15 protein-coding genes are annotated in these 12,754 nt (G+C 53.3%); 11 read left to right on the top strand and 4 right to left on the bottom strand.

Going from position 1 to position 12,754, the window contains the following annotated elements; translation table 11 throughout:
- Window positions 1-38 precede the first annotated feature (38 nt).
- The 4 genes from WC562_03160 to WC562_03145 all read right to left on the bottom strand — a co-directional run bounded on the left by WC562_03160 (window position 39) and on the right by WC562_03145 (window position 2,976).
- Entirely contained in the window at window positions 39-359 is a 321-nt protein-coding gene (locus WC562_03160) for a hypothetical protein (GenBank protein ID MFA5055158.1), read from the bottom strand.
- 21 nt (window positions 360-380) lie between these two features.
- Window positions 381-1,550 carry a VWA domain-containing protein gene (locus tag WC562_03155; GenBank protein MFA5055157.1) on the bottom strand — a complete coding sequence of 390 codons (1,170 nt, stop codon included), beginning with the start codon at window positions 1,548-1,550 and terminating at the stop codon, window positions 381-383.
- A 2-nt stretch (window positions 1,551-1,552) separates the two neighbouring features.
- Complete coding sequence (locus WC562_03150; GenBank protein MFA5055156.1) at window positions 1,553-2,419, bottom strand: MoxR family ATPase; 867 nt, start codon at window positions 2,417-2,419, stop codon at window positions 1,553-1,555.
- Window positions 2,420-2,757: 338 nt separating this feature from the next.
- Entirely contained in the window at window positions 2,758-2,976 is a 219-nt protein-coding gene (locus WC562_03145) for a hypothetical protein (GenBank protein ID MFA5055155.1), read from the bottom strand.
- Between the two features lie 324 nt (window positions 2,977-3,300).
- Between WC562_03145 and WC562_03140 the strand changes: the two genes are divergently transcribed.
- The 11 genes from WC562_03140 to atpA all read left to right on the top strand — a co-directional run bounded on the left by WC562_03140 (window position 3,301) and on the right by atpA (window position 12,701).
- Entirely contained in the window at window positions 3,301-4,035 is a 735-nt protein-coding gene (locus WC562_03140; protein MFA5055154.1) for a pseudouridine synthase, read from the top strand.
- A 129-nt stretch (window positions 4,036-4,164) separates the two neighbouring features.
- Window positions 4,165-4,674, top strand: a complete 510-nt coding sequence (locus tag WC562_03135) for a bifunctional nuclease family protein (protein MFA5055153.1) — start codon at window positions 4,165-4,167, stop codon at window positions 4,672-4,674.
- A 50-nt stretch (window positions 4,675-4,724) separates the two neighbouring features.
- Window positions 4,725-5,051, top strand: coding sequence for a hypothetical protein (locus WC562_03130; GenBank protein MFA5055152.1), 327 nt, complete (start codon window positions 4,725-4,727; stop codon window positions 5,049-5,051).
- Between the two features lie 88 nt (window positions 5,052-5,139).
- The gene (locus WC562_03125; GenBank protein ID MFA5055151.1) at window positions 5,140-5,361 is read left to right on the top strand and encodes an AtpZ/AtpI family protein; all 222 of its coding nucleotides are present in this window, start codon (window positions 5,140-5,142) and stop codon (window positions 5,359-5,361) included.
- A 9-nt stretch (window positions 5,362-5,370) separates the two neighbouring features.
- On the top strand, window positions 5,371-6,366 hold the full coding sequence (locus WC562_03120) for a F0F1 ATP synthase subunit A (GenBank protein ID MFA5055150.1): 996 nt from the start codon (window positions 5,371-5,373) through the stop codon (window positions 6,364-6,366).
- 51 nt (window positions 6,367-6,417) lie between these two features.
- Window positions 6,418-6,648 (top strand): hypothetical protein, encoded by a 231-nt coding sequence (locus WC562_03115; GenBank protein MFA5055149.1) that lies wholly within the window; start codon window positions 6,418-6,420, stop codon window positions 6,646-6,648.
- A gap of 36 nt (window positions 6,649-6,684) precedes the next feature.
- Window positions 6,685-7,182, top strand: a complete 498-nt coding sequence (gene atpF / locus WC562_03110) for a F0F1 ATP synthase subunit B (GenBank protein ID MFA5055148.1) — start codon at window positions 6,685-6,687, stop codon at window positions 7,180-7,182.
- Window positions 7,183-7,184: 2 nt separating this feature from the next.
- Window positions 7,185-7,721, top strand: coding sequence for an ATP synthase F1 subunit delta (gene atpH, locus WC562_03105; GenBank protein ID MFA5055147.1), 537 nt, complete (start codon window positions 7,185-7,187; stop codon window positions 7,719-7,721).
- A gap of 19 nt (window positions 7,722-7,740) precedes the next feature.
- Window positions 7,741-9,720, top strand: coding sequence for an acetate--CoA ligase (acs, locus tag WC562_03100; GenBank protein ID MFA5055146.1), 1,980 nt, complete (start codon window positions 7,741-7,743; stop codon window positions 9,718-9,720).
- 101 nt (window positions 9,721-9,821) lie between these two features.
- Entirely contained in the window at window positions 9,822-11,165 is a 1,344-nt protein-coding gene (locus WC562_03095) for an OFA family MFS transporter (protein MFA5055145.1), read from the top strand.
- Window positions 11,166-11,192: 27 nt separating this feature from the next.
- Window positions 11,193-12,701 (top strand): F0F1 ATP synthase subunit alpha, encoded by a 1,509-nt coding sequence (atpA, locus tag WC562_03090; protein ID MFA5055144.1) that lies wholly within the window; start codon window positions 11,193-11,195, stop codon window positions 12,699-12,701.
- Window positions 12,702-12,754 lie beyond the last annotated feature (53 nt).

Here is a 12,754-nt window from a genome sequence, read left to right as displayed (position 1 = left end):
AGTAAGAATTAAATATAAAGGTTGGCTTGGCGCAACTGTTAATTCAGCCGCCAAGCCAGATTTACAAAGGCGTATTGCAATACGCCCCTACCATGATTGATAACGATAATGCCATGTATGTGGTTCGGCATGATTGCATACGTATCGATTTCGACATTCTCCCATAACCGTAATTTCGCTGTTCTCAACCATTCTTCGTTGACGATCTTCCCCGCGTCGTTCAATACCATCTCCCCATCCGCTATATCGCCGAATAAACACTCCCTGTTCTGTGTGCAAATGGTCACGAAATACGCACCCGCATGGGAATAATCGTAATCTTTGATGCGGACGGATTTGCGGTTGCGTTCCATCGTCATGTGGGCGAGATGACCTCGCCCCTACCGTTTCACCACCAGCTTCTGCACGGCCATGCCCAGGCCGTCCAGCGTCAGGGGGAACATGGGGAATACCCTGGCGATCATCTCTACGGTGTAGTTGTCCCAGTACTGCGGGCTGTCCGGGTTCAGCCACACTGCATGGGTGAAATGGTCCGCGATGCGCTGGAGCCAGTTGATACCGGGGACGTCGTTGTGCTCGTAGTAGTTTATCGCGCCGTTTCTCTCAGAGAGCTCCCACGGCGCCATGCGGGCGTCGCCCACGATTATCAATTTGTAGTCGGGGGTCAGCGTGTTCAGCAGGTGGTTGGTGCTCACCGCCTCGTACCTCTCGATGTTGTCGTAAACGTTATCGTAGATGCAGTTGTGGAAGTAGTAGTACTGGAAATCCCTGAAGTGCGAGCTGGAGTGTGCCGCGGAGAAGAGCTGGCTGCAGAGCAGTGAGAACGGGTCCATGGAGCCGCCTACGTCCATGAGCAGCAGCACCTTGACCGTGTTCTTGCGCGCGCGCTGCCAGATGAGTTCGATCTCGCCGTAATTTTTCGCCGTGGCGTCGATGGTCTTGTCCAGGTTCAGCTCGTCCTCGGGGCCGGTGCGCGTCAGCTGGCGCAGGCGCTTCAGTGCTATCTTCATCTGGCGCGTGTCCAGCGTGATGTCGCTGCGGTAGTTCCTGAAACGCCGCTCCGCAGCTATCTGCACTGCGTGCCTGCCGCGCGACTCGCCGCCGATGCGGATGCCGTTGGGGTGGTAGCCGGAGTGGCCGAAGGGGGAGGTGCCGCCGCGCCCGATCCAGTGGCTGCCGCCGTCGTGCTGCTCCGTCTGTTCCTCCAGGCGCTTCTGCAGCTCCTTCATCAGCTCGTCGAAGTCGTACTGCTCGCACATCTGTTTCTGCAGCTCGTCGTAGAGCGGGCGGTTCAGCGGGTCGTTCAGCCAGTCCCATATCTGCTGCGATATGTCCTGCGCGTTCTCGATGCCCTGCGCGAACTCCTGAAAGGCCACGTCGAAATCGTCGAAGTGGGTCTCGCTTTTAACCAGTATCGCCCGCGAGAGGAAATAGAAATCGTCCAGAGTCTTCACGCAGCCCTTATCGAGCGCCTGCATGAAGGTCATCCACTCGGTCATGGAGACGGGGATCTTCTTGCTCTTGAGGAGATAGAAAAAGTAGGTGAACATGGCTAGCGCTTCCGCATCATGTACTTTTCGCCGACCCTGGTCATGTACCTCTTGGTGAAGTAGTAGAAGTCGGTCTCCTTCTTGAGCAGCGTGCCGATGAACGGTATCTCGTTAGAGATGTCATCGAGCGGCACGCCGGCCGCGATGAGCACGCGTATCCAGTCGATGAGCTCGCTGGTGGAGGGCTTCTTCCTGAAATCCTCGATCTCGCGCAGCATGTAGAAGGTCTTCATGGCCTCGCCCAGCAGCTTGCCCTTAAGATCGGGGAAATGCACTTTTACTATCTGCTCCATCAGAGTCGGTTCGGGGAACTCTATGTAGTGGAAGATGCAGCGGCGCAGGAATGCATCCGGCAACTCCTTCTCCGCATTGCTGGTTATCACCGTTATCGGGCGGTGAACGGCCTTTACCGTCTCCTCCGTCTCCGGTATGTAGAAACTCATCTCGTCGAGCTCGTTCAGCAGGTCGTTAGGAAATTCCACATCGGCCTTGTCCACCTCGTCGATGAGCAGCACCACCTGCTCCTTTGCGGCGAACGACTGCCCCAGCTTGCCCAGCTTTATGTACTGCTTGATGTTGGACACATCCTTGTCGCCGAAGCGGCTGTCGTTGAGGCGCTGCACCGTGTCGTAGACGTATAACCCCTCCTGGGCCTTCGTCGTCGACTTGATGTTCCACGTGATGAGGCGCTTGCCCAGCCCCTTGGCGATGCTGTGGGCCAGCAGCGTCTTGCCCGTGCCCGGCTCGCCCCTGATGAGCAGCGGCTTGCCCAGCGCGATGGACACGTTCACCACATTCCTCAGCGGCTCGGACGTCACGTAGTCCGCAGACCCGCTGAACTTATCGAATCCGTTATTGCTTTTAACCAAGATATTTCCTCCTGACGGCGCTGCCATATCATTTGTCATTGCGAGCCCTTCCACGGGTCAAACTATGTGGAAGGACGAAGCAATCTCTAGCTATTTACAGTTGTGCTGACAATGAGATTGCCACGTCGTCATTCCATGATATTGCGGTATATGGAAGGACTCCTCGCAATGACGGATGTGAATGTATCTTCCGCTAACAATTCCCTTATTAATAATAATGTATTAAGCGGGCATGGGGCAACAGAGGAGAGTTGAAGTGATGTGTTAGTCGAGAGTGATTGCAGGTGGGGAACCGCGCCGGTTGGGCTTCGACAATCGAAGGGCGTTGACGGATTGTTCTAAGCCTTGGGCTCTTCTGCGGCGGGTGGGGTCTGCGTTGCCGGCTGAGCCGGGGCTGCCGGCTGTGTCGTTTGCTTTGGTACCGGGAACCGCTTCTGCATGTACCAGTTAACCGATTTATTTATAACCGGGGAAAACCATTTGAAAGGATAGTACTTGATTAGTGGCAGGGTTTTGAACATGACCTGCATCAGTACTTTGACAAAAAACTTTCTCATCGCCGATACCCTTCCTTAACAAAATCTGCTCAATAATGATACCGTCTTACCGGAACTTAAGCAACTTTGTATTGTGAGATTGTAGCAGGAAATCGGTCATTAATCAAATATGGTTGTATAAGAGTAAGGGCAGGGTCTTCCTGCCCGAATAAAGGCGCGAAAACCGCGCTCCTACATAATGCCGATATCGCACAACGGCACATACTGCCTTAGGGGTAATGCCCCCTACACTATGACCGGAATATAGCAGGGGGTTGATTAAAATATATGGCTGAGCCGATGCGCAGGGTATATACTGGAAGCAATCTCGGAGATAATCTGTAAATGAAAGAAACATCCTCTATATCGTTACTCAAAGCCCTGACCGAGGCGGGCGCCGGTCCCCGCCGGCGCATGGCCGATGCCATTATGCGGGGCTCGGTGCGGGTAAACGGCGCCGTCGTATCCGACCTGCGGCATGCGGTCGATATCGATAACGATCGAATAACGGTCGATGGACAAAAAGTTGACATAAAATCGAGGCAACTTATTTACTTGATGCTTAACAAGCCTGCCGGTGTCCTCTCGACCGTGCGCGATGAGCGCGGACGTAAAACCGTTATCGACATTCTTCCCGTGAAGTATCGCCGTCTCGGACTGCACCCGGTGGGACGCCTGGATAAGGACAGCACAGGTTTGCTTCTGATGACCAACGACGGCGAGTTCACTTATCGCCTTACCCATCCCAAGTTCGAAAAAGAAAAAGAGTATCTGCTGCAGATCGGCGCGATTCTGAAACCGCACGAGGTGCGTGCATTGGAGAAAGGTATCGAACTTGAGGACGGCATGACGCGTGGGGCTGTGGTGAGATCGATCAAATCCACGCCGCCGTTCAATTACAGCATAACGCTCCATGAAGGACGCAAGCGGCAGGTGCGGCGCATGTTCGCCTCGCTGGGCTATCGCGTGATAGCGCTGAAGCGCGTACGGGAGGGGAGCGTCGCGCTGGGGGAGTTGGGGGAGGGTTGTGTACGGGAGCTAAGCGTGGAGGAGGTGGGGAGGTTACTCGATCAAAGCTGATTTGTTCGAGTCAGGAAGTTGAACGATTAGGTTCGTCGGCTTCGTCAGCTCAGGCGTTTTCACATTGACACGGATGGGGGGCAAGGTTAAAATTAGCGTAGGCTGTATGGCCTGTACGGGAGGCTCTCAATGATCGAGATGCAAGTTGCCAGCATTCGCATGGGCTTGATGAGCACCCAGCGCGTGGTGATATTAAAGGAAAAAGACGGGGACAGACATCTTCCCATCTGGATCGGCATATCGGAGGCCGAGTCCATAATGATAGGAATACAGGGTGGCGAGATGCCGCGTCCGCTGACCCACGACCTGCTGCGCTCCGTAATCGATTGCCTGGGATCAAGGGTTGAATCGATTATTGTGACCGCTCTGCGCAACGATACATTCTTCGCTAACATCAACCTCGTGGTCGACGGCAAAAGCATACAGATAGACGCCCGACCCAGTGACGCCATCGCCCTGGCCGTCAGGGTTGAAGTACCTATTTTTGTCGATGACGCAGTGCTGGATACCGCCGGCATTGTGCTTTCGGCTAAAGAAGGCCAGGAGGCGGCCGACCTGAGCGAGGACGAGTTGCGGAAGCTGGCACCGTTCAAGGATATCATCGACACTTTAAATCTTGACGATCTTGAGAAATCCTGATCCAGTATTCGAGTTATTAAGCGATGCATGAGCATTTCATAAGGCACATCATGAGCGCCGTAACCTGCAGTGTCTGCGGCGCGCTGTACGAGGGAGATAACGTACAGGTCCTCGGTCGTCACAGCGATCTATGGTTCCTCAGTGTTTACTGTCCCGTGTGTGAAAACGAAGGCCTTGTCACGGCGATACTGGAGAAAGGGCAGACCGCCAAGCTGATAAGCGATTTCTCCGCCGATGACCTGACCAGATTGCATGAGATTGAGACCATAGAATCGGCCGATGTTCTCAGCCTCCGTGATTTTCTGGAGGATTTTGACGGTGATTTCGTTAAGCTGTTCTCAACGGATGATGACTCTGATGGAGTAGAGTTCTGTTGATTAGATTCTGTCAGGTAAACTAGTCTTGTTTTGTGAGTAAATATTGCATGGGGTTGGGTGGTATGATATACTACTTGAGGTTTTGACTGTGGAGCGTTGGGCGGCGGCTCTTAGGGTTACCGGAATAGGATTTTACATAGGTGTGTGCATAGCAGGTGGAGTCGCGCTGGGGGTGTGGCTGGATGGGAAGTTTGGTAAAGGACCTCTATTCACGCTGCTAGGTCTGGGGTTGGGGTTGTTCACAGCCTTCTACGGTACCTATCGCATGCTGCGGGAAACGCTGGGGCTGGGTAAGGACAACAATAAATAAAGGACGATCGTGTCAGCGATAAAAAATTTCTGGGCTCGTATCGGTAAAAAAGGCCGCATATCAGTAATAGCAATAGTCGTTCTGATAGTAGCAGGAATAGGCGCCGTACTTTTTAGAATTGCAGACCCTCCTCATGTAGTCTTACCCCCTGAAGCCTTAGTCTCCATCGGCGGCGAGGTGGAGCACGGCGAAGCGGTTGGAGGTTTCCCCATCACCAATACCATGATCACCGCGTGGATCACTTTGATCGTTCTGGGACTCGTTGGGTATTTCGCCACCCGCAAGATGAAGATAGTTCCCACTGGCCTGCAGAACATCGTTGAAGCGGCCATGGAAACCATGATCAACTTCGTTAACAGCGTGGCGGGCGAGGAGAAAGGTCGCAAGTTCTTTCCCATGTTCGCCACTATTTTTTTGTTCGTATTCGCCAACGCGTGGCTGGCCTTGATCCCAGGTTTCACCAGCATAGGCTTCTGGGAGACCATCCACGAGGGAGAGGAAACGACAAGGGTGCTGCTTCCTCTCTTCCGCGGCGCCAATACGGATGTCAACGTTCCTCTCGCCTTAGCCCTTGTCTCCTTCGTCTTCGTGGAGTATTGGGGGCTCCGTTATCTGGGTCCGCGTTATCTTAAGAAATTCGTCAGCCTCGGCACGCTTTTCAAGGCTTTCGGTCTCATATTCCGCGGGAAGAAGGCCGGATTAGGAATGCTGGGGACTGGCTTTATAGAGGCGTTTGTGGGTTTTGTGGAAGGGTTGAGTGAGCTGATACGAATACTCAGCTTCACCTTTCGTCTATTCGGCAATATGACAGCAGGGGAGATCCTGCTTGGCTCCATGATGTTCCTTATCCCTTGGCTCGTGGCGTCGATATTCTACGGTCTCGAGCTTTTCGTCGGGTTCGTTCAGGCCCTGATATTCTCGGGCTTGACGCTGGTATTTGTAACCATGGCTACCACCTCGCATGATGAAGGTCATGAGGCCCAAGCCGAGCATGCGGGGCATTAAGATATTTTGAATCAGGGAAGCAAGATCAAAGAACTTAAAGGGGGATGAAAGATGGACTTCGATAGTGCGAGAATGATAGGTGCGGCGCTGGCTATTGGCGCCGGTGCATTAGGACCGGGCTTAGGAATCGGTATTCTTGGCATGGGAGCCATGCAGGCGTTGGGACGCAACCCGGAGGCCCGCGGCCCGATCATGACCAACATGATCCTGGCTATCGCCTTCGCCGAAGCCGTGGCGATCTATGCTCTTATCGTAGCTATTCTGCTGGTCTTCGTCGCCTAGACAATATTGTGGTTTCAACCGGATTAAGGAGTCGTTATGGGCGAAATAGGCATTAACTGGCCGGTCTTGCTGGCGCAATTGATTACTTTTGGAGCACTGTTTCTTTTGCTCTCTACGGTGCTTTATAAACCGATGCGGCGTATGCTTGACCAGCGCTCCGAAAGGATCAGAGAAAGCATGGAGCAGGCGGATCAGATCAAGCAGCAGCTGGCTAATACCGAACAACAGGTTAAAGAGCAGTTGGACAACGCGCGTAAGGAAGGCCAGAATATATTAGCTCAGGCAGCCCAGATAGGCGAACGCTTCAAAGAAGAGGCTAAAGTAGAGGCCAAGAAAGAGGCTGAGGGCATTGTAGCCAAGGCTCGCGCCGAGATCGAGATGGAACGGGACAAGGCAATTGATGAGGTCAGGCGTGAGTTCGTCGATTTGACTATCAAGGCAGCTGAAAAGGTTGTTAAAGAGACTATGGATAAAGAGAAGCATCGTCGCCTTATCGAGGAAGTGCTGGAACAGGCATCTAAAGGGGATGGATAATAATGGCTAGTGCTGCGGCCAGAAGGCATGCTCGTGCTGCGTTCCAGATTGCTCTGGAGCGCAATGAATTGGATAATTGGCGGGGGGATCTGGAGAAATTAGCTCAAGCGTTGAAGGATCCCCTCCTTTCCGCGTTCCTGGAGAACCCCAAGGTGCACCTCGACAATAAAGCTAAAGTCATTCGCGAGGTGCTCAAGGGCGCTAACCCAAAGGTAATAAACCTTGCCTTGCTGCTGGTTTCCCGGGGACGCTTGAATATCGTTGCAGATATCGCTCAGGAATACGGGCGGATGGTAGATGAGAAAAAGGGTATCGCCCACGCTGATGTTACAGCTGCGGTGTCGCTGTCGTCGGATGACGAGGAGAAACTGGCGCGCCGGCTCGGCGAGATCATAGGAACCAAGGTTCTTGTCAGCACCGGCGTTTCACCTGAGATAATCGGCGGCCTGGTCATCAAGGTCGGCGATAAGCTTATCGACGGCAGTACAAAAAGTCAGTTTAGAGCCCTGAAGAAAAGTATGGGTGGTTCTTTAAAATAAAGGAGGAAGAAGGAGAAAAATGGGAGAAGAAGCAAAATCAATCACTTCAATGCAGGCGGAAAATCGTATTTTCAAGCCTTCCAAGGAACTCAGCAAAAAGGCTTATATCAAGAGCATGAAACAGTATAAGGACATCTATCAGAAATCGATAGATGATCCCGATGCTTTTTGGGCGGAAGCGGCCGAGCAATTGGACTGGATCAAGAAGTGGGACAAGGTTTCCCAGGTTGATTTCAAAAAGGCCGAGTTCAAGTGGTTCGCCGGCGGCAAGATCAACGTGGCTTACAACTGCATCGACCGCCACCTGAATACGTGGCGCAAGAACAAGGCTGCCATCATATTCGAGGGCGAGCCGGGCGAGACCAGGATACTTACCTATCAGCAGCTTTATACCGAGGTCTGCAAATTCGCTAACGTTTTAAAGAAGCACGGCATTAAGAAGGGCGATCGTGTCAGCATCTACCTGCCGATGATCCCCGAGCTGCCGGTTGCGATGCTTGCCTGCGCCAGGATCGGCGCCGTTCATAGCATCGTGTTCGGCGGATTCAGCGCCGAGGCTTTAAGGGATAGAATCCAGGACTGCGAAGCCAAGGCTCTCGTAACAGCCGATGGCTACTATCGCAGCGGCAAGACGGTATCATCCAAGGCCGGCGCGGATACGGCGCTGGCACAGTGCCCGACGGTAAAAGACGTGTTTGTCGTCAAGCGCGCGGGCAATGAGGTCCAGATGCAGCAGGGCCGCGATCACTGGTATCATGAGGAAGTAGCGGCTCCTGATATCAAGCCGGTGTGCGAGCCCGAGCCCATGGATGCGGAGGATATCCTGTTTATCCTCTATACCAGCGGCAGCACCGGAAAACCGAAGGGAGTCATCCACACAACGGCCGGTTATCTCCTGTATTGCCAGCAGACCTGCAAGTGGATTTTCGATCTTAAAGATGAGGACACATACTGGTGCACTGCCGACATCGGCTGGATCACCGGACATAGCTATATAGTATACGGGCCTCTGGCCAACGGCGGCACCTCTCTCATGTTCGAGGGCGTGCCGAACTACCCGAAGCCTGACAGATTCTGGGAGATCGTAGAGAAGTACAAGGTCAACATATTCTATACCGCTCCTACCGCTCTGCGCGCCATGATGAAGGACGGCGACGATTGGCCCAATAATCGCGACCTGTCTTCCCTAAGGATTCTCGGGAGCGTGGGCGAGCCCATCAATCCTGAGGCGTGGATATGGTACTACAACACCATCGGCAAGACCCGCTGCCCTATAGTTGACACATGGTGGCAGACGGAGACCGGCGGCATACTTATCACCCCGCTGCCTGGCGCTACCCCGCTCAAGCCAGGCTCTGCAACCTTCCCGTTCCCGGGTGTCGCGACCGCAATTCTAAATGAGGAGGGCAAGCAGGTCGGTAAGAATGAGGGCGGTTATCTATGCATAGCGAAATCGTGGCCGGGCATGCTCCGCGGGTTGTGGAATGACCCCGGTAACAAGAGGATAAAAGAGATTTACTATGAGCGATTCCCGGGCTATTACATGGCCGGCGATGGCGCCAGGACTGATGATGATGGCTATCACTGGCTGATGGGCCGCATAGATGATGTAATTAAAGTATCGGGACACCGCATCGGAACGGCCGAGGTCGAGAGTGCTCTGGTGAGCCATCCGTTCGTGGCCGAGGCGGCTGTTGTGCCCATTCCTCACAACATCAAGGGCCAGGCTATTTATGCCTATGTGACATTGAAGGTAGGCAAGCCCAAGTCCGATGAACTGAAGAAAGAGCTTGTGGCTCACGTGCGCAAGGAGATCGGGCCTATCGCAAGCCCTGAGAAGATACAATTTGCCGACGGGCTTCCCAAGACACGCAGCGGCAAGATCATGAGACGTATCCTGGTCAAGATAGCTGCCGGCGACGTCAGCAACCTTGGCGATACCTCTACCCTTGCCGATCCTTCCGTTGTCGATACCCTTGTCAAGGAACGTGTAGCCTAGTAAATAATTGAGCAATGATCGGTGGAGGATGGCTCAGAGTCCATCCTCCACCGTGAGGAATTATAGATAGTAGTCTGAGGATTTTTAGGAAGGAGTGACTGATGGCGGAGGAGACAAAACTCTTCGGTATGCCGGCAGAGAAAGGCCGGTGGGTGCTCGTGCTCCTTGGGTTTATCATCAATCTATGTCTGGGCAGCATCTACGCGTACAGTATTTTCGGCAAGAAGCTGGCGACTGAATGGAACTTCTGGCATATTGCTGAAGACGGTGTAACAAAATTCCAGACGGCGGGGGATATTTTTAGTCAACAGATTCCTTTCGGTGTTTTTCTGCTGTTTTTCGCCATCGTGTTCCTGTTCAGCGGCCAGATACTGGATAAGCTGGGCCCAAAGAAGCAGACAATAGTCGGCGGAATCATAGTTGCTCTGGGATGGATACTGGCCGCATTCGTTGCAAAATGGTCAACCAGCGTAGCTTTGATGGTGCTTACTTATGGAGTAATAGGCGGCAGCGGCGTTGGTATCGCTTATCTCGTACCGATTCAGATATGCACAAGATGGTTCCCTGATAAAAAGGGATTGGCCACAGGTTTGGCGATAGCCGGGTTCGGCGGCTCTCCGTTCATCAGCACGTACCTGGGGCAGAAGCTAATTAATATGAATGGCCAGGTGTTCGATGCCTTCTTGTATATGGGCATCATATTCTTGGTTATCATCCTCGCTGCAGGTTGGTTTATGAGGTTCCCGGCGGCTGACTGGAAGCCGGCAGGATGGACGCCGAAGGCGGCGCCTGCGGCTGTTACCAGCGCTGTTAACTATAATCGCAAAGATATTATCAAGACGCGGGCATTCTGGGTTTTGTTTGTCTGTTATACCATAGGTGCACTCGCAGGACTCATGGCCATCGGCGTTTATGGCAGCGTTATGACTCTGGTTGGAATAGGTCTTACGGCGACCGTAGTGCAATTTATTCTCGCTCCATTCAATGCAGGAGGTCGGCCATTGCTGGGGTGGGTAACCGACAAGCTGGGGCCGAGAGTGGCGGCCATGATTACTTTCGTGCTCATTCTGGTCGCCGCCATAATTATGATAATGGTGAGAAGCGGGGAACTGGTGTCAAGCGCGCACAAGATTATGTATTTTGTGGCCTTCATTTCCTTCTATCTTGGCTTAGGCGGCTGGCTGGCTATCGCACCTACAGCCACGGCTCAGTACTTCGGCACCAAGTTCTCAGGCAGGAATTACGGTGTCATGTTCCTGGCATACGGTGTTGGCGGACTGGTGGCCACATTTGTCGCCGCATACTCAAAGAATATATTTGGAGGATCGGAAGCATTGCTTTCTGCCTTCATACCGGTTGCAATATTAGCTGGACTCGGATTGGTGTTAGCGTTCTTCTTCATGAAGCCGCCCAAGCCAAAGCAGGAGCAGGAAACCAAGCAATAAGGTTAGTTTTACTGGAGGTAACTCGATATGGCTCGAGCGCATGACTTTACTGAGATTATAAAACAGCAGATCGAGCAGTTCGGCTCTACGGTCACTATGGTGGACGTAGGCACCGTGGTGGAGATAGGTGACGGAATTGCGCGTATTCACGGCCTCTCCGGCGTGAAATACAGCGAATTGTTACAGTTCCCTCACGATATCATCGGCATGGCTCTGAACCTGGAAGAGGATAGCGTTGGTGCCATCGTGTTGGGAGAGTGGAACAAGGTGAAGGAAGGGGATGAGGTGCGCTCTACCGGCAGGATTGCCGAGGTTCCGGTAGGCCCCGGTCTTATCGGACGCGTTATCGATCCCACAGGACAGCCACTCGACGGCAAGGGGCCGATAAAGTACGAGAAGACATATCCCGTCGAGCGCATAGCCCCTAACGTGGTGACTCGTCGAGCTGTGAATACGCCGGTGCGTACCGGTATCAAGGCTATCGATAGCATTGTCCCTATCGGACGTGGACAGCGCGAGCTGATAATAGGCGACCGCGGCACCGGCAAGACGGCCATCGCCCTCGATACGATAATCGCGCAGAAGGGCGAAGACCTCATCTGCATCTACGTTGCCATAGGACAGAAGGCATCCAAGGTGGCGCAGCTGGTATCGGTTCTGGAGAAGAACGGTGCTATGGAGCATACCGTAGTTGTTTGCGCCGGCGCCGCGGAGTCGGCGGCCTTACAGTACATGGCGCCTTACGCCGGATGCGCTATCGGAGAGGAAGTCATGGAGCAGGGCAAGGATGCCTTGATTATATACGACGATCTTTCCAAGCATGCCTGGGCTTATCGACAGATGTCGTTGCTGCTGAGGCGTCCGCCGGGCCGCGAGGCTTATCCGGGCGACGTGTTCTATCTGCACAGCCGGCTTCTCGAGCGGGCTGCCAAGATGGATAAGAAGTACGGTGGCGGTTCGCTTACAGCTCTGCCCATTATCGAGACGCAGGCTGGCGACATATCGGCTTATATTCCTACGAATGTGATTTCTATTACAGACGGTCAGATATTCCTGGAGACCGATATGTTCAACTCCGGCATCCGTCCGGCTATGAACGTAGGTTTAAGCGTTTCCCGCGTGGGCAGTTCGGCTCAGACCAAGGCTATGAAGAAGGTGGCGGGTAAATTGCGCGGCGAGCTCTCGCAGTTCCGCGAGCTGCAGACATTTGCACAGTTCGGCGCATCGGAGCTGGATAAGGCCACAAGAGCCCAACTGGATCGCGGACAGCGCATGACGGAGGTCTTGAAGCAGGACCAGTATATCCCGATGTCACTGGGCAAGATGGTCAGCATTATTTATGCCGTATCGAACGGATTCCTTGATGATGTGCCCGTCAATAAAGTGATGGCCTTTGAGGCGGCGTTCCATCGCTTCATGGAGACCTCTCATTCCGATGTTATCCAGAATATCAACAAGGAAAAGGTTATCAGCGATCAGACGGAGGAAGCTTTGAAGAAAGCTATCTCCGAGTTCAAGGAGACAGTGCCTTACTAGATCGATTCCGCAGTTTGTCATGGAGTTGTGGATCGGAAAGATAAGAGAACGAT

It is taken from the genome of Dehalococcoidia bacterium (genome assembly GCA_041649635.1).
Lineage (GTDB): Bacteria > Chloroflexota > Dehalococcoidia > E44-bin15 > E44-bin15 > JAYEHL01.
This window is presented reverse-complemented; position numbering and strand designations above follow the sequence as displayed.